Raw genomic sequence first — 16973 nt, 5'->3', positions numbered from 1 at the left:
GTCGCTGCTACTCGCGGCCGTCGTCGAACACGAGACCAAGGATACGCCGGACGCCCTTGCGGATGTGGTGCTGGAACGTCGGTCCGCTGACGCCCATCTTGTCGGCGATTTCTTCGCCCGTATGTTCGCGCGGCACCTCGAAATACCCGTTTGCGAAGCCAGTCTGGAGCGCTTCGAACTGCTTGTCCGTCACGATGTTCTCCAGATTGTACCGGAGGTCACCCACTGTTCCTATCCCGCTCGTCTGTTCGCGTCGCTGGAGGGAAATCTCACCGAGTGCGCGTTCGCAGGACTCGACGAACGAGCGAACGTCCGTCGACGGCGGGACGGTAACCGTGACCGACCCGCTGTTGGGCGCGAGTTCGACTGACTGGATGGTGGCGCCGTGGTTGCCGAGCGTCTCGACGAGCGTAAACTCGGAGACAGTGAGCCTCATGAACGACTGCTCGGGGGCGGAGCGGATGACTTCGGCGTCCTCGATGCTGACGAAGCGGTCACACTCCGAGACGACCGGATCGGGGTCATCCGATGGGAGGACGGTATAAACGAGCCATGACCCGTCGGAGCGGGGCACGACGCCGTTGACGACCAGTCGGCACCCTGTCCGCCGAGCGAGTTCGAACACCGGGTCGTCGACGTCGTCGACTGCGAGTTCCAACTCCGTCGCCTGCCCGCTGATGAGCGCCTCCTTCCGCTCGACGGCATTGATGGCGTTGGCGACAGTCGTCGCCAACTCCTCCAGTACCGTCACTTCGCCCGCGTCGAAGCCGTCCGGTCGGATGCCGTACAACTCCAGAAAGCCGTAGTCGCGGCTATTCCACGAGAGCGGAAGACAGACGACGCTTCGGAATCCACGATTCATCGCCGGTCCGCGCCAGGGTGCGAAGTCGTCGCTCGTCGCCACACTGTCGACGACGATGACCTCTCCGGATTCAGCGACCCGAACCGGGAGCGGCGAAGCCCCCGTCTCGTCCTCGGTGTCGAGCAGATAGTCGAGAAATCCCCGTCCCTCGCCGCTCCAGGCGTCGACGTGCAACCCCTCGCCGCTCGCGGCACGGTGGCCCACCCAGGCGAAGGCGATGTGGTCGGCCGCGACGAGTTCCTCGCACACTGCCCGCTGGATTTCGGCCTTGGAGTCAGCCCGAACCAGGTCCTTCAGAATCGTTCGAATGGTGGTGTTGATACGGTCAAGGCGCGCGAGACGCTCGGTCTGCTCCTGAAGGCGTGCCTCCTGACGGTGAATCGTATCCGCATGCTCCGCCCGGTCCAGTGCGAGTTCGGCATTCGCGGACAGCAGTTTCACAACTTCGACATCGCAGTCGCAGACAGTCGACGGCGCGGCGAGCACCACGCCGTGGTGTCCTATCGGCTCCGCGAGTTCGCTCGCAGTCGGCGCCACGCCGGCCAGTGGCATCGACTCGGGAGCGGCAACCCGCCGCGTCTCACCGTCGACGAACGCTGTCCACGCCGGTCCGCCATCCATTGCTATCGTCGACGTAGCGACTGTCGTCTCGTCCGCAACAGTCGCTTTGAGACGGCCCTCGTCGGAATCCCACAGGAACGCCGCGGCAGGCGCATCGAGAACGGTTGTAGCCGCATCGGTGATTTCCTGACCGATGTCGGCCCGTGACTCCGCCCGCAGCATCGCCCGCATCTCCGTGTGAAGTGTCCGAATCGATGCTTCCCGTTCGTGAAGGTCCGTTTCGAGGGCCTGCCGACGGAGTGCGGCCGTCGCGTTCGTAGACAGGATGCTCACGAGACGGCGGTCGGTCGGCGACGGGTCGAATCCCTCGTCAACGCTGACGACGAGGACGCCATGACTGTCGAGTGGGTACACGGCCCGCTCACCCACGTCCACACCGTCGCTCCGGCCGTCCCTCCCGTCGTCAACCCACCTCGGCTCGTCCGTCCGGAACGCCGACGGGACCGGATGGTCGTCATCGATGTCGAACGACTGGGTAGAGTCGGCCGCGTTCGTCGGCACCAGACGGTCGTCCCGGTAGAGGTACACGGCGGCCGTCGCGTCGTCGACGATGTCATCGGCCGCGTCGTCGATGGCGGCCGCAATCTCCGTTACTGAGTCGGCAGCGAGGAGGTCACTGGTTACCGAGAGCAACCCTTCGACCGTCGGTGCTTGGTTCCCAGACATCGAAGCCTCCGGTCTGCATACGTCGTTTGCTAATCCATCGGGAATGGTTTAAAGACCGGCCTAATCCGTAGTTGGTGGCGATATCTCACTCGTCGTCCGGGATGTGGACGTACCGCGTCTGGCCGTGTAGGACGGCGTACTGCCCGCGCTCCGCATCGTAAATGACTCGCTCGCCGGTGTCGATAGCCACGTCGACCAGCCCCTCCAGTGAGTCAGTTCCGACGGCGGTTCGGGCAGTTCCCTCCGGGAGCGTTCCCTGAGTTATCCAGTCGGCGTACCGCTGGTGGTGGACCGCCGTCTTGAGGCCGGCCACCGAGCGACGCCCGCTGAGGTGATAACTGCCCGCGACGAGGAGGCCAGCGACGAACAGCACCGCCCCGACGCCGCCGGGAACCAGAAACCGCGGTGAATCGACCACGTCGAGTTCGACCGTTCGCGCCTCCGTCGTGCTGTGGGTCTCCGACGCAGTCACCGGTTCGATGGCATACCAGCCGGAGCCAGAGCGTATCGGTGTGGTCTTCGAGAACTCGCCGTCGTACGGGCCAAAGCGGTAGGTCACGTCGGAATCAATGCTCACAGACACCGTAGCGGCGTCGCCGAGTTCCTTCCGATAATCGGCCGTCCGTGAGAGGACGCGAGGCATCGAGAGCGTCGCTGTCGTGATGACCCGGTCCCCATCGCGGGTGGTGCTGGTTCCGAGCGTCTCGGTGCGCCGCCAGAACACGTCACCGTCCCGACTTGCCGTGTACACGAGTTCAATGCGGTGGTCGACGCTCGTGTCGGCGGCGTCGGGTGGGAGACGCGTGCCGAGCGTGAGCGAGATGTTCGGCGCCCCCTTCGTCAGGTACACCGGTTGGTCATCAATCCGGGTTCCGGGGGGATAGAACGACGATTCGCCAGTGACGACGGCGTGGGTAGAGAGCGAACTCTTGACAGTCCGCTGGTCAGTGTGGTCAGTTATCTCCGTCGTCGGCGGGTGCGTATACACCCATCCGGCGGCACCGAGACCGGTCGTGCCGAGGATGAGCAACACCATCGCTATCGCGGGACCGCGTTTCGAAATAACGTATGTGAATCGTGGTGGAAGCATGTGTTAACTCTCGATTGGGACGCGTCGGTCGGTGGCCGAGACGTGTAATCCGGATGCTGACGCGCTGACGTCGAACCGAACCGTCGAACCGACGAGCGACTCGTCGTCAGGGAGGACGACGCTGACGCGTGCGGCGTCGCCGCGGCCGAGCGACAACGAGATGCTGTCGCCCTCGTTGGTGCCGTCGACGACGAGGTCGGCGTAGCTGGTCGAATTGTCACGCAGCGACACCGTGACGGTCGTCGCCCGGTCGAGGCGGTTAGTGGTGTCTACCAGCGGGTCAGTGGAATTGGTGTGAACCGCTGTCGCCGAATCGACGCCGAGGGCGGCCTCGGGGTCCGTGACCACGTCTACCGCCGAGGACCGGTCGACGTCTCCCGTCGTGAAAGCCGTCGTCGGTGAGACGCCACCGAGCGCGGCCGTAATCAGGACCGCCGCGGCGACCCACGTCAGCACCCCGAATCGTGAGCCACCGCGACGGCTCATCGCCCACCCCCACGTCCGCGACGGAGGACGGCCAGTAGTCTAACTGGCCGGCTTCGAAGCGGCGTCTGCGGGTCAACCAGCACGTGATAGAGTACCCACAGCGGCGACAGCGTGAGGAAGGCACACGCACCGCTGGCGAGCAACGGGTGAATGGCTTGGAGGCGCGCGAGTACGTCCGCCGGGAGGAGTGCCGGATACTGACGGATATCGACGCCGACGGGGACGGGACCGGGCGAACTCGGCGGTGGGACGGTCCCCGAGACGCTGACCGCTGACGCGTTCTGCGTCTGTACCACGTCGGTCAGGCCGCGGGTCGACACCACACGCGTCGTCAGCGGCCGTGCCGGCTGGTGGACAGTGACCGAGATGGGGTTCTCGGTGCCGACGGGGATGACTCGCGACGCCTCGCTCGGTGCCCCGCCGTCGACGGCGACCAGCGTGATTTCGTGCCCCGGCTGTCCGAACGCCAGCAACACGGCGATGGCGACAAGGCTGACGGCGAACAGGGGCTGGAAGATATCGGCGAGACGGAGGAGCGACCGCCGGGCCGTGCTGGCGCCGAGTGCCGGTCCCAGAGCGAGCAGCCCGAGACAGCCAACTAACACCTGCAGGCGATGGCCTCGCAACCACCCGATGGCGACGCCAAGGCCCGGGATGACGAGGGGCCCATTCCCGACGCTAAGCACCTGTCCGACGATACGGTCGCGGGTCACGGTCGGATAGCCTGACGCCTGGTCCGTCGCGTGGTTGTTGTCACCCTTGGTGACGAACCCGTCTGCGGTTCGCTCGACGACCCGGTGGGTGACGTAGGCATCCCTGTCTGGGCTCCAGAACGTCACGATATCACCAGTGTCGACCTGACCGGCCGGCATCAGCACGTAGCCGTCGTTGACGCCGATGGTCGGAGCCATACTGTCTGAGTATACGTAGGAGAGCTGAACCGGTGCGCCTGCGGGCGCCGCTGTGATAGCGACGAGCGTGACGAGTGCGACCAGTCCAGCTTTCCGTAGCATAAAAAATTGAGTGTTCTCTAGGCCGAGACTTCCAGCGTGCCGGACAGACTGGTCGAACTCGTCAGACCGGTCGTGTCGACGTTGACAACGACGTACAGCGTCGACCCGGAGGCCACGCTGGAGACAGTCGCCGACGTGGATTCCTCGGAGACGGTGCCGACCTGCGTGCCGGTGTCGTCGTAGATGTTGAACTGGATGTTGGCCGTCCCGTCGCCGGTCGCGCCGCCGTCGACGCCGGTGTACGAGACGGTGAGGTCGTGCGTTTCAGCGTCGAGGTTAGAAACGTTGAACGCCGTCTTGTTGGTCGGGTCAGTATCGTCACCAAGTTGGTACGAGGCGTCAGGGTTGACGCCGCCCGCACCGCCATTCGTGAAGTCAATAGTGAGTTTGCCGTTCGACTGTGCAACGAGGCCGCCGGAGGTACCGTCAGACAGCGCGATGAGACCCGCATCGTCGCTCACGACGTCAACGGAGGAAGATCGCGCAACGCTACCAGTGGTGAACGCGCTCGCACCGACCGTCGCCGAAATGGCGATAACGGCTACTGCGAGTGCGGCAATTTTGAGTCGCATTACAACTATACAGAACGGCCGATCACGGTTACGACCGTTGTACAGATACCAAAGCCGGATGCGTAGCCGACGCTTACTATCAAAACCGAGCAGTCGGCGTGTGTTATGACTCCGATACCATCGGCCGATTTTGAACATCTGTCCCGCTAATTAGGCTCACCATACCGGTCATGTCAATTGGGGAAACCCGTCGCGTCGCCGTTCAAAACGCACTTCCGTCTCTTCCACAGAGCGTGAGCATGACACGCGAGACGTGGGCGACGCGGACGGGGTTCATTCTCGCCGCCGCGGGGAGCGCCGTCGGACTGGGTAACATCTGGCGGTTCCCGTGGATGACCGCAGAGAACGGCGGCAGCGCCTTTCTGGCCGTCTATTTGCTCGTCATACTCGGCGTCGGCGTCCCCGGCCTCCTCGGCGAGTTCGTCATCGGACGCCGGTCGGGACGCAACCCCGTCGGCGCTCTGCGGGACCTCTCCGGGTCGCGATACTGGGGCATCGTCGGCGCCGTCTCGGCGCTGACGGGCGTCGCCCTGCTCTCCTTTTACAGCGTCGTCGGCGGCTGGATTCTGCGCTACCTGCTGGTCTCGGTTGTCGGACCGGTCACCGGCGGCGCGCCCTACCTCGCCGCGCCCGGTCCGTACTTCGACCGCGTCTCGTTCGGCGCGGAGGCCGCGCTCTTCCACCTCGGCTTTCTGGCCGTGACGGGCGGCATCGTCCTCGGCGGTGTCCGCCGGGGCATCGAACTCGGGACGAAGGTGATGGTGCCCGCCGTCCTCGTCCTCTTGCTCGGCATGGCCGGCTGGGTGGTCACGGAACCCGGCGCGGCGGCGGGGTACGAGTTCTTCCTCGAGTTCGACCTCACGACCCTGCGAGCGAACGCCGCGAGCGTGCTCGCACCCGCCGCGGGACAGGCGCTCTTTACTCTCTCCGTGGGCGCCGGGACGATGGTCACGTACGCCTCCTACATCGGCGAGGACCGGTCGCTCCCCTTCGACGGGTCGGTCATCGCGTTGCTCAACACGGGCGTCGGCGTCCTCGCGGGGCTAGTCGTCTTCCCCCTCCTGTTCTCGCAGGGTATCGACCCCGGAACCGGCGGTCCGGGGGCGCTGTTCGTCGGCATCGCGGGCGCCTTCGCGGCGCTTCCGGGCGGTGACCTCCTCGCCATCGTCTTCTTCGGCGTCGTCACCCTCGCCGCGCTGTCGAGTTCCATCAGCATGCTCGAAATTCCGGTGGCCGTCCTCGTCGACGAGGGGGGCTGGTCGCGGCGGCGCGCGGTGGGCGTGCTTCTCGCGCTCATCGCGCTGACGGGCACCGCGACGGCGTTCGTCCCGACGCTGTTCGACTTCGTGGCGGGGATGCTCGCCGACCTGTTGCTCACCGGCGGCCTCCTCGCCTTCCTCCTGTTTGCGGGCTGGGTGCTCGGCCCCGACGCCATCGAGGAGTACGTCACCGGCGCGGGGTCGGTCGCGACGCGCTTTGCGACGCCGTGGCTCTTTGCCATCGGCGTCATCATCCCCGTGTTCCTCGTGTTCACGCTGTTGACGACGGCGGGAGTGGACGCCCGAATCGGCGTCTGGCCCACCGTCGCCGCCGCCGTGGCCCTCGTCGCCCTCGCGCTCGTCGGATTGGCGCGCGGCGCGACGTGGCGCGGGACTAGGCGATAACCGCGATACCGAGGGGCGGAATCCTTTTGCCGGTCCTCGAACCTTGTTAGGGAACGATGATAGGTGGTCGGCCATGACCATGGAGGACCGAATCGAGGAGCTCCGCGAGAAGCGGGAACGGGCACTCCTCGGCGGGGGCGAAGACCGAATCGAATCCCAGCATTCGAAGGGGAAAAAGACCGCCCGGGAGCGCATCGATTACTTCCTCGACGATGGCACCTTCCGCGAGTTCGACCAGTTCCGAACCCACCGAACCAGCAAGTTCGGCATGGATGAGCGAAAGCTCCCCGGCGACGGCGTCGTGACCGGCTACGGCGAAGTGAACGGCCGGAAGACGTTCGTCTTCGCTCACGACTTCACCGTCTTCGGCGGGTCGCTCGGCGAGGTGATGTCCGAAAAAATCTGTAAGGTGATGGACAAGGCGATGGACGTCGGCGCGCCCATCGTCGGCCTCAACGACTCCGCCGGCGCCCGCATTCAGGAGGGGGTTCGCAGTCTCGCCGGCTTCACCGACATCTTCCACCGCAATCAGCAGGCGAGCGGCGTCATCCCCCAGATATCGGGCATCATGGGCCCCTGTGCCGGCGGCGCCGTCTACTCCCCCGCCATCACCGACTTCGTCTTCATGGTGCAGGACACGAGCCACATGTTCATCACCGGCCCGGACGTCATCAAAACCGTCACGGGCGAGGAAGTGAGCTTCGAGGAACTCGGCGGCGCCGACACCCACGCCTCGCGGACGGGCGTCGCTCACCGCGCCTTCGAGGACGAGGAGGAAGCCCTCGACAACATCCGGCGGCTCCTCTCCTATCTCCCCCAGAACAACGTCGAGGACCCGCCGCGGGTCGACCCGTGGGACGACCCTGACCGCTCGGCGGACGAACTCACGACTGTCGTCCCCGACCAGCCACAGAAGCCCTACGACATGACGGACGTCATCGGGAACGTCGTCGACGAGGGCTCTTTCTTCGAGATACACGACAGTTGGGCGAAAAACGTCGTCGTCGGCTTCGGCCGACTCGACGGCCACTCGATAGGCGTCGTCGCCAACCAGCCCCGGTCGAACGCCGGGACGCTGACCGTCGACGCGAGCATGAAGGCCTCGCGGTTCGTCCGCTTCTGTGACGCCTTCAACGTCCCCATCGTCACGTTCGTCGACGTGCCGGGATACATGCCGGGCACCGAACAGGAACACCGAGGCATCATCCGCCACGGCGCGAAGTTGCTCTACGCCTACTCCGAGGCGACAGTGCCGCTCCTGACGGTCATCACGCGGAAGGCCTACGGCGGCGCCTACTGCGTCATGGCGTCGAAACATCTCGGCGCCGACGTGAACTACGCGTGGCCGACAGCCGAACTCGCGGTCATGGGACCGGAGGGCGCGGTGAACGTCCTCTACAGCGACGAACTCGACGCGGCGGCGGACCCCGAGGCCCGCCGCGCCGACTTGGTCGAGGAGTACCGCGAGGAGTTCGCCAACCCCTACACCGCCGCCGACCGCGGGTTCATCGACGACGTCATCGAACCGCAGGACACCCGGACGCGACTGGTCGACGACCTGCACATGCTCAAGACGAAACGCGAGAGCAACCCCGACAAAAAGCACGGGAACATCCCGATATGAACCTCGACGTGCCCGACGACGCCAGCGACGAGGAGGCGGCGGCCATCGCCGCCGCCATCGGCGCCCACCTCAACGACCACGCGCGCGCCGCCGCGGCCGCCGAGTCGAGCGAGGAGGAGTCGTGGACCGGCCGGAAGTGGGCCTTCGCCGGTCGCCTCGTCGAACTGCAGGGGCGGACGACGCGCGTGCCCGACGCGGCACCGACGGATGCGTGGACGGCGTCGGGGCGAACCGACCGCTTCTGACGCCTCGCCTGTCAAACTCGTATCAGTAGACATATACCGCCAACATCCGTAAATCGTCGGCGTGAGCGGAGAACACGGGGGGGCTGAGGACCGGGGGGTCAGACGACCGGGCGGAAGCGACTTCGCGGACCTCCTCGGTGAGCGCGCCGAACGCCCGGGACTGACCGGCTGGCTCGAAACCGTCACCGACGGTCTCTCGCCGCTGTGGCGCCGCCGAATCGGTGGCGGCGTCGTCGCCAGTATCGGCACGTTTCTCGTCGCCGTCCCGCTCTATCATCTGTACCGACACACGATTACGGTCGACGCACTCGCCGGCGACGCTCTACCGCTCGTTATCGGACTGGGCCTGTTCGGCGTCGGTAGCTGGCTCGCTTGGGGTAGCGACGACGTGCGACCGCTGGTGGCCGCGTTCTGGGTCACAGCCGGCTTTCTCGGCGCGACGCTCGTCGCGACATACGTCCTCTGGCTCCACGTCTCACACGGGCACGTCGTCGAATCGCTGGGATATCTCGTCGTCGACATGGCAGCGACCGGTGCCGTCGGTGGGCTCGTCATCAGCCGTTACGACGTGCGTTCCCGCCGGCAACACGAGCGACTGAGCCAGCGGGAGCGCCAACTCCGCGCGGTGTTCGAGGGGACGCTCGACGCCCTCGTCATCGCCGACGACGAGGGACGCTACGTGGCCGTCAACCCCGCCGCCGCCGACCTGTTCGGCGTTGAGCGCTCGGAGCTACTCGGCCGACAGATTAGCGACTTCGCGGCCTCGTCGGAAGCAATCGACGCCCAGTGGGAGGCGTTTCTCGCGGACGGCGCGGCCCGCGGCGAGTTCGACATCGTCCGCGCGGACGGCGAGCGTCGAACCGTCGCCTTCGCCGCCACCGCGAACATCCTCCCCGGTCGCCACCTGTCGGCGCTTCGGGACGTGACCGACCGGGCCGAACGAGAGGCGGAACTCAGTCGGGAGCGCGCCCGCGTCGAGTTCCTCAACCGACTCCTCCGCCACAACGTCCTCAACGGGATGAATCTCGTCCTCGCGAAACTGGACGCGCTCGAACCCGCGGTGCCCGAGGACCGCCGCGACGATTTGCGAGTGGTCCGTCATCGCAGCGACGAAATCGTCGACCTCATCCAGACCGCGCGCCGCCTCGCGACCGACGTCTCGACGAGCGTCGACGAGGAGACGGTCGACGTCCGCGACCCGCTCCGCGAGGCCGTCGAGTCGGTTCGGACGGCCTATCCCGCGGCTACCGTGGAGTGTGACCTCCCCGAGTCGCCGACGGTGGTCCACGCCGACGACATGGTGGCGACGGTGTTCGACAACCTCCTCACGAACGCCGTCCAGCACAACGACCCCGAGACGGTGACCGTCTCCGTCGGCGTCGCAGTCGATGAGGAGACGGTCACGGTCACCGTCGCCGACGACGGCGAGGGGATGTCTCCGGCGCGACTCGACCAACTGTTCGACGACGACGAGTTCGCCCACACCCGCGATTGGGGTGGGTTCGGGCTCTCAATCGTGCAGGCGCTCGTCGAGGAGTACGGCGGCCGCGTCTGGGCCGCGGCGAACGAGCCGACGGGCACCGTCTTCAGCGTCGAACTCCGGCGCGCCGACGCGACGAGTTGAGCCGCGGCTACGCGGGTGATGAACAACGAGAATCGTCGCCTATCAGGCGTTGGCTGCTGCGCTCGCCTTCTTGCGCGTGATGTAGCCTGCGATGCGGTTGCGAACGCCCTTCGACTCGACGTTCGTCAACTTGGTGACGCTGTCCTTGTTCGTCTCGAAGTCGGTGTTGAACGCTTCCGGGTAGCGCTCCAGCAGGATGCCACCGAGCTGTTTGACGTATTTGGGTTTGATGGCCATGTCCATCACTCTACGTGGAGCGCTTAGTAAAGTTTCGTCTTCGTAGCAATCCGTGGGGGCCTTTCGCAGGGTCAGTCGTCGCCGCGGACGATACCTGCGACGCGCTCCCGGTCGAACAGTTGCGTGTCGCCCGTCACCTCGCCGAACTCGTCGGGGAACAGCTGTTTGACGGCGCGCTCGGTCAGGAACAGGTTGTGGATGGGGCCCTGATGGAGGTAGCCGCCGCGGTAGACCCGTCCGTTCTGGACGGCCGTCAACTCGCTGCCGACGGGGTGGTCTTCCATGTACGCGAGGACGACGTCGCGGAACTCGGCGGCCGTCTTTCGCTCGTGGCCCCGGACGAGGATGACCTCGGGGTCGATTTCGAGGAGGTTCTCGTAGTCGAGTTCGCCGCGGTTGGTCGTGCTGAGGTTCTCGATACCCGTCTCCGCGAGGGCGTCGCTCACGCCGAGGTCACGCCACTGCTTCTTGCTCGTGCCCTTATCCGAGAGCCGGTAGGGCGAGAACGTCTCGGGCTGGTCCGTCCCCTCGTAGGTGAGAAAGACGCTCGGGCGGTCCGATTCGGGCGGGAGCCGAGACTGCACGTCCGACAGGAACTCGTCGTGGAGTTGGGCGAAGGCTTGGTAGCGCTCTCGCTCCTGAAAGAGGTCGGCGACCCTCGCGAACGCCTCGTAGAGCGTGTAGTACTGGTAGTCGTGCCACTCGTCGGAGCGACGGAAGATGAGGTTGCCGACAAACGGCGCGACGTTCGTCGCGATTTCCTCGACGTCCGCCTCGTCCCAGTCGAACCAGTTGACGAGCATCTGCGGGTCGTACAGGTGGACATCGCTGTCGAGTTGGTAGAACCCCTCTTTGGTCCGCACCTCGGGGTTGGTCTCTATCTGCCCGCGGTCGACGCTCACGCCCGGCAGGTCGTCGTAGACGTCGGTGTAGTATCGGTCCGCGTCGCCGACGCCGGTCAGCCCGTCGGCCTGTCCGAGCGCGACGGCCATGTCGGCGAAGCCACCGTCGTAGGCGGCCCATCGCTCGGGCACCGCGTCGAAGGTGACCTCGCCGGCCGGCGCCATCGTCACCGAGTACGACTCGGTCGTCTCGGACGGCGTCGACGCCTCCCCACCGGCGCCGGCACAGCCCCCCAGAAGAGCACTGCCGACGACTGTACCGCCCCACTTCACGTACTGCCTGCGTGTCGGTGCCGTCTGCGTCGTGTCGGAGTTCCGCATGAATTTAGGCCGGCCTAAAAATACATAACTGCTTCGATTTTTCGAGGCATCGACTGCGTCACAGGCCGGTCAGCGGTCAGTCGCTCGACGCCCGTTCGGCCTCGATTTCGCGCGCCGCCGCCAGAATTCGCTCGTCGTCGACGTGGTCGAGGAGTCGCTCGTGCGCCCGCTCTTTCCGACGTTCTACCTCGGCCTCCGTGAGGTAGGTGTCGAGTCGGCGCTCGACGTCCCGTTCGCGCAGGGTGTCGAGTCTGTCGTCGTCGAGGCCGTGGTCGTCGGGCAGGTGGTCGTCGAACCACTCGCGCCAGCGGTCGGGGTCGCGCCACCCCTCGTCGAGTTCCGCCTCGGGTCGCATCCAGTCGTAGTGATTCGCCACCGATTCGGGGTAGCCCCGCGCCCGGCGGACGGCTTCGACGAGCGTGATGCCGACTCGGGCGCCGCGCCCGGCGGCCATGCTGGCCTGATACCCCGTCTCGCCGTACGGTGCGGCGACGAAGAGGCCGTCAACCGGCGTCGAGCCGTCGGCGTTGGCGTAGTCCCGGTCGAATCGCTCGCTCTCCTCGCCGGCGTGGTCGCGCGTCACGAACATCGCGTCGCCGTCGAGGGGGCGCAGATACTCGCCGTCGTATCGGGTGGCGGCGACGACCCAGCGAGCCGTGACCGGGTCGCCGTCCTGCGGCGTGACGACGAACCCGTCGCCGTCGCGTTCGACCGACTCCACGACGTCGTCCAGAATCGAACAGCCCGCCTCCTCGGCGTGGTCGTGCATGAGCGCGTAGAACGTCTCGATGTCGATGCCGCCGGGAAAGCCGAGGTAGTTCTCCAGAAAGGCACACCGCTGGATGGAGGACCGGCCCCGGTCGAAGACGACCGTATCGAGCCCGTATCGTGCGGCGAACACGCCCGTCGAACAGCCCGCCGGCCCGCCGCCCACGACGACCACGTCGTGGTCGCTATCGCTCACCATGTGTTTAGGCCAGCCTAAATTTACAAAATCGTTGCGGTTCGGCGTTACGCGTCGTCGCGCCGCGCGCGCCAGTCGGTGCGGTCGTCGATGCGCTCGAAGGCCTCGCGCTCCGCGGGGCCGCCACACCGCTCGACCGTCTCGGCGAAGTACGCGAGGCGGTCGAGCAGGGCGTCGGTGTCGTAGGTCGGCACGTCGAGACGCGAGGCCGCCACCGTCGCGTCGACGACGGCGTAGAACCCCCGGTTTATCGTCGGCACCGTCCGCTCTCGGACCGTCGACTCGGTGGGCGTGAGCGCCCAGCGCACCCACTCGGTGTCGCCCTCGGTGCCCGATTCGAGGCGGCGGGCCTCCACCTCGACCCACGCCGCCGCGCCGTCACGGACAGGGTCGTCCGTCTCCGTCACGGAGAGGGCGGCGTCGACGAACTCTCGGGGGTCGGTCGTGAACTGGACGACGCCTCCGCCGCGGCGCTCGAAGTTGCCGCGAGTCCGGGTCCGACCCCACGTTACGGCGGTCACGGGGCCGTCGTCGTCGGGCGCGTGCAGGCCGAGCGCCGCCTGATTCCAGCGGTCGTTCGGGCCGAGCGTCGCCACCACGCTCTCGGTCACGCCGCGGAGCGTGACCGGCCACGCGTCGCTCACAGCGACACCCCGCGTTCGAGCGCGACGAAGGCCGTCGCGGCGGTGAGGTCGGCGGTCGTCCCCGGGTTGATTCCGTTATCGAGAAACTCCTCGGCGAGTTGGTCGGCGGCCGCGGGGTCGTCGCGCACCTCGGCGGCCCGCCGGCTCACCTCCCGCGCCCGCTCTTCGCCGTGTTGGGTGGCGACGAGCGTGTCCGGGCGCTCGGCGAGCAAGTCGAGGAAGGCCCGCGCCAGACGGTCGGTGACCGGTCCCTCGTCGTCGAGGACGGCCTCGGCGGCGGCGAAGGTGCGCTCGAACCCGTCGGTCCACTCCGCGGCGTTGCCGTCCCGGTCGGCGCTCGTCGCCATCACATCCGCGAGCGTCAGCCCCCGGTCGCGAAGCGCGGGCACGGCGTCGGCGCCCCGCCGAACGTCGAGGTTCGGGGCGTCTTCGGGGGGGTCGCCGACCGCGACGTCGACGTGTTCGAACGCCCGGTAGAAGGCCGCGGCGTCGTCGACGGTCGTCTCCGAGACGACAGCCCGGAGTCCATCCGGCGAGAGGCGGTCCGTCGCCGCCGCCCGAACCAGCGGCACGAGGAGGAGGAGACAGCCGAACTGCGTGTTGCCGCCCGACTGCTGGCTCATGCCGCGGACGCCGCGCTCGAACGCCTCGCCGATTGGGTCCCCGGCCTCGACTTGCTCGAAGCCGGGACGGGCGCCCACCGCCCCGGTCAGGAACTGCTCGAAGTGCAGGTCCTCGTGGTCGCGCTTCCGGTCGACGTTCCCCGGTTTCGGCGTGCTCGCCACCTCCAGCAACAGCGCGAGTTCGGCGTGGTCGGCGGGCGACATCTCCGGCCGCGGCCCGTCGCTCATCCGAGCGCCCCCTCGCCGCCGGTCCGGCGGCGCTCCCAGTCATCGACGGCGCGAGCCACCCGTCGGAGGACGGCGGGGTCGTCGCTCGGACGCCCGACGCTGACGCCGTCGGCCCCGTAGGCGAGATACTCCCACGCCGTCGCCCGGTCGCGGACGCCGTTGTTGGCGAGGACGGCGGCGTCGGTGGCGGCGGCGACGTCGGCGACGAGCGGTTCGGAGTCCATGGCGTCGACGTGGAGGAGGTCCGCGCCCGCCTCGCCCAGCCGACAGGCCGTCTCGGGCAGGTCGACGCCCGATACTTCCGTGCGGACCTTCACGCTCACCGTCGCGCCCGTCTCGCTGGCGGCGGCGACGTACCGCTCCAGTCGCGCCGTGTCGCGGAGAAGCGTCTCGCCACAGCCGACGGCCCGGAGTTCGTCCTGTCGGCAGTGGGCGTTGATTTCGAGGACGGCGTCGTGGTCGGCACAGCACGCGGCGGCGTCGCGTATCGGCTCGACGGTCGTGCTACGGACGTTCATCCCGGCGCGAATCGGCGCGTCGTCGAGGGCCGAGAGTTGGCGCTCGACGAACGCGAGGGGGTCGTTCGGGAGGAACTCGTCGCGGCCGCGGTCGACCAGCGCACGGGCGGCGTCCCGGGACTCGTCGTCGATGGCGACGCCGCCGAGAACGGCGAGGTCGGCGTGGGCGGCGCCGGCGCGTGCCCACTCGGCGTCCGCGACGCCGCTGAGGCTGGCGAGGGCGAGCATCAGGCCACCTCCCGTAACGCGTTGGCGACGGCTCGAATCACCCGACGCGAGTCCTCGGGCGTGTCGATTCGGGTGTCGGTGCGGACGACCGGCCGGTCGAGGTCGGTGCCGTCGTCGCTGTCGAGGACGAACGCGTCCGCGAAGGGGTAGGCGTCGGCGACGCCGGCGGTGGAGGGGTCACGGCCCGTCCCGCGCATGAGGGCGGCGGCGGGACCGGAGAACACCTCGTCCTCGACGAACGGGGAGACGGCGACGACGGGCGTGTCGTCGAGGGCGGCATCGACGCCGGAGAGCGCCCGAATCGGGCCGATGCTCGTGACGGGGTTCGAGGGGCCGATGACGACCGGGTCCGAGAGAGCGTCGCGGACCGCGTCCGTCGGCGTCGCCGTGTCGGCGCCGCGGAACTCCACGTCTTCGACGGCGGGGGCGCCGCGGTGAGCCACCCAGAACTCCTGAAAGTGCATGGCGCCCGCGTCGGTGTGGACGATGGTCGCCACGGGGTCGTCGCTCATGGGGAGGAGGTCGACGTCGAGGTCGAAGGCCTGCGAGAGCGTGCGCGTCACCTCGGTGAGCGAGTGCCCCTCGTCGAGGAGGCTGGTGCGGGTGACGTGGACGGCGCGGTCGCGGTCACCGATTTCCATGAACTCCGCGACGCCGGAGAAGCGGCGCCAGCGAGCGAGTCGGCGCCCGGCCGTCTGTCTCTCTGGAGAGAGATATCGGGGGCCGGCGTCGAGGCCGGCGACGTTCGCCAGTCGGTCGAGTTCGTCGTGGGTCGCGGTCGTGTCGCCGTCGAGTCCCCACCACCGCTCCCGGTCGAGGACGCCCCCACCGCGAAAGAGGACGGTGTCGAGGTCGGGACAGACGAGGAGGCCGCCGAGTTCCACGTCGTCGCCGGTGTTGGCGACGACGGTGAGTTCCTCGGGGTCGAACGCGGCGTCGACCCCATCGAGCAGTTTCGGCGTGCCCGTCCCGCCGGCGAGGAACGTAACCATAGACCGGGTAATACGCCACCGGATTTGTGCTTTTGGGGATAGGCGTCGCTTCTTTAGGTCCGCCGGTTCGACGTGTTCACATGAGCCGCATCGACGTCCTCCGGGACGACGTGTCGCTCGACGAACCGACGCTCATCGAGGGGTTGCCGGGTGTCGGCCTCGTGGGCAAACTCGCGACCGACCACGTCGCCGAGGCGTTCGACATGTGTCACTACGCGAATATCAACTGCGACAGCCTGCCGCCGGTCGCGACCTACGAAGGGGGCGAACGCGACTTGGCGCCGCCGGTACGGCTGTACGCCGACCCGGACCGCGATTTGCTCGCGCTCCGGAGCGACGTGCCCGTCTCCCCGCCGGCGGCGCTCGAATTCGCCGAATGTCTCGACGAGTGGACCGGCAGCAACGACGTGACGCCCATCTACCTCAGCGGTATCGGGCGGGAGCGCGAGGAGGGCGAGACACCCGCGCTGTACGGCGTCGGAACCGGCGGGACGAGCGAGCGGCTGGCGGCCGTCAATATCGACCCGCCAGAGGAGGCGGGGCTGGTGTCGGGTCCGACGGGGGCGCTCCTGAGTCACGCGGTCCGGACGGACACCCCGGCGCTCGGACTCATCGTCGAGGCGAGCAAGCGTTTCCCCGACCCGCAGGCGTCGGCGCACCTGCTGTCTACGGGCATCGAACCGCTGCTCGACGTCTCGATTCCGGTGGAGGAACTCACCGAGCGCGCACAGGAGATACGGCAGGCGAAACGCCGTCTCGCGAAGCAGATGCAGAGCGCGGAGGAGGCGAGTTCGAAGGCACGTCCCCTCGGGATGTACCAGTGACGGCGTTCTGCAAGCCTTAAGCGAC

General features: G+C 67.5%; 16 protein-coding genes and 1 pseudogene. 5 read left to right on the top strand and 12 right to left on the bottom strand.

From position 1 onward, the window contains the following. Nucleotides 1–7: 7 nt before the first annotated feature. The 5 genes from ACQUSQ_RS02350 to ACQUSQ_RS02330 all read right to left on the bottom strand — a co-directional run bounded on the left by ACQUSQ_RS02350 (nt 8) and on the right by ACQUSQ_RS02330 (nt 5199). Nucleotides 8–2149 carry a bacterio-opsin activator domain-containing protein gene (locus ACQUSQ_RS02350; protein ID WP_435066895.1) on the bottom strand — a complete coding sequence of 714 codons (2142 nt, stop codon included), beginning with the start codon at nt 2147–2149 and terminating at the stop codon, nt 8–10. An 85-nt stretch (nt 2150–2234) separates the two neighbouring features. After that, on the bottom strand, nt 2235–3185 hold the full coding sequence (locus tag ACQUSQ_RS02345) for a DUF5305 family protein (protein WP_435066893.1): 951 nt from the start codon (nt 3183–3185) through the stop codon (nt 2235–2237). A 57-nt stretch (nt 3186–3242) separates the two neighbouring features. Continuing rightward, nucleotides 3243–3725 carry a hypothetical protein gene (locus ACQUSQ_RS02340; RefSeq protein WP_435066892.1) on the bottom strand — a complete coding sequence of 161 codons (483 nt, stop codon included), beginning with the start codon at nt 3723–3725 and terminating at the stop codon, nt 3243–3245. Further along, entirely contained in the window at nt 3722–4738 is a 1017-nt protein-coding gene (locus ACQUSQ_RS02335; protein WP_435066891.1) for a signal peptidase I, read from the bottom strand. Before ACQUSQ_RS02335 ends, ACQUSQ_RS02340 begins: the two co-directional genes overlap by 4 nt. Before the next feature lie 17 nt (nt 4739–4755). Continuing rightward, entirely contained in the window at nt 4756–5199 is a 444-nt protein-coding gene (locus ACQUSQ_RS02330) for a hypothetical protein (protein WP_435066890.1), read from the bottom strand. A gap of 350 nt (nt 5200–5549) precedes the next feature. On the opposite strand from ACQUSQ_RS02330, the gene ACQUSQ_RS02325 reads away from it, so the two are divergent. The 4 genes and pseudogenes from ACQUSQ_RS02325 to ACQUSQ_RS02310 all read left to right on the top strand — a co-directional run bounded on the left by ACQUSQ_RS02325 (nt 5550) and on the right by ACQUSQ_RS02310 (nt 10467). Continuing rightward, on the top strand, nt 5550–6974 hold the full coding sequence (locus ACQUSQ_RS02325) for a sodium-dependent transporter (protein ID WP_435066888.1): 1425 nt from the start codon (nt 5550–5552) through the stop codon (nt 6972–6974). Between the two features lie 79 nt (nt 6975–7053). Beyond that, nucleotides 7054–8598: an acyl-CoA carboxylase subunit beta gene (locus ACQUSQ_RS02320; RefSeq protein WP_435067258.1), complete on the top strand. Its 1545-nt coding sequence runs from the start codon at nt 7054–7056 to the stop codon at nt 8596–8598. After that, nucleotides 8592–8843, top strand: a pseudogene (locus tag ACQUSQ_RS02315) (hypothetical protein); the annotation flags it as partial. The gene ACQUSQ_RS02320 and the pseudogene ACQUSQ_RS02315, both read left to right, overlap by 7 nt. 61 nt (nt 8844–8904) lie before the next feature. Further along, nucleotides 8905–10467: a sensor histidine kinase gene (locus ACQUSQ_RS02310; protein WP_435066887.1), complete on the top strand. Its 1563-nt coding sequence runs from the start codon at nt 8905–8907 to the stop codon at nt 10465–10467. A 42-nt stretch (nt 10468–10509) separates the two neighbouring features. Here ACQUSQ_RS02310 and ACQUSQ_RS02305 read toward each other — a convergent pair whose 3' ends face one another. From ACQUSQ_RS02305 to cofD, 7 genes are all read right to left on the bottom strand, one after another. After that, nucleotides 10510–10704, bottom strand: a complete 195-nt coding sequence (locus ACQUSQ_RS02305) for a 30S ribosomal protein S17e (RefSeq protein ID WP_114586480.1) — start codon at nt 10702–10704, stop codon at nt 10510–10512. A 71-nt stretch (nt 10705–10775) separates the two neighbouring features. Next, on the bottom strand, nt 10776–11927 hold the full coding sequence (locus tag ACQUSQ_RS02300) for an ABC transporter substrate-binding protein (protein ID WP_435066886.1): 1152 nt from the start codon (nt 11925–11927) through the stop codon (nt 10776–10778). 76 nt (nt 11928–12003) lie between these two features. Beyond that, nucleotides 12004–12894 carry an FAD-dependent oxidoreductase gene (locus ACQUSQ_RS02295; protein ID WP_435066885.1) on the bottom strand — a complete coding sequence of 297 codons (891 nt, stop codon included), beginning with the start codon at nt 12892–12894 and terminating at the stop codon, nt 12004–12006. 44 nt (nt 12895–12938) lie between these two features. Then, the gene (locus ACQUSQ_RS02290) at nt 12939–13535 is read right to left on the bottom strand and encodes a DUF447 domain-containing protein (protein WP_435066884.1); all 597 of its coding nucleotides are present in this window, start codon (nt 13533–13535) and stop codon (nt 12939–12941) included. Continuing rightward, a complete protein-coding gene (locus tag ACQUSQ_RS02285) occupies nt 13532–14386 on the bottom strand; it encodes a triphosphoribosyl-dephospho-CoA synthase (RefSeq protein WP_435066883.1) in 855 nt (284 codons plus the stop codon). Before ACQUSQ_RS02285 ends, ACQUSQ_RS02290 begins: the two co-directional genes overlap by 4 nt. After that, nucleotides 14383–15132: a tRNA-dihydrouridine synthase gene (locus ACQUSQ_RS02280; protein ID WP_435066882.1), complete on the bottom strand. Its 750-nt coding sequence runs from the start codon at nt 15130–15132 to the stop codon at nt 14383–14385. Before ACQUSQ_RS02280 ends, ACQUSQ_RS02285 begins: the two co-directional genes overlap by 4 nt. Then, nucleotides 15132–16124: a 2-phospho-L-lactate transferase gene (cofD, locus tag ACQUSQ_RS02275; protein ID WP_435066881.1), complete on the bottom strand. Its 993-nt coding sequence runs from the start codon at nt 16122–16124 to the stop codon at nt 15132–15134. The genes ACQUSQ_RS02280 and cofD overlap by 1 nt, the downstream gene beginning before the upstream one ends. A gap of 80 nt (nt 16125–16204) precedes the next feature. Here cofD and ACQUSQ_RS02270 point away from each other — a divergent pair, with 80 nt between their 5' ends. Continuing rightward, the gene (locus ACQUSQ_RS02270; RefSeq protein ID WP_435066880.1) at nt 16205–16948 is read left to right on the top strand and encodes a proteasome assembly chaperone family protein; all 744 of its coding nucleotides are present in this window, start codon (nt 16205–16207) and stop codon (nt 16946–16948) included. Nucleotides 16949–16973 lie beyond the last annotated feature (25 nt).

This window comes from Haloplanus sp. C73 (assembly GCF_051195115.1).
Taxonomy (GTDB): Archaea; Halobacteriota; Halobacteria; order Halobacteriales; family Haloferacaceae; genus Haloplanus.
Note: the sequence above shows the minus strand (reverse complement) of the source record. Positions and strands in the feature narration are given on the sequence as shown.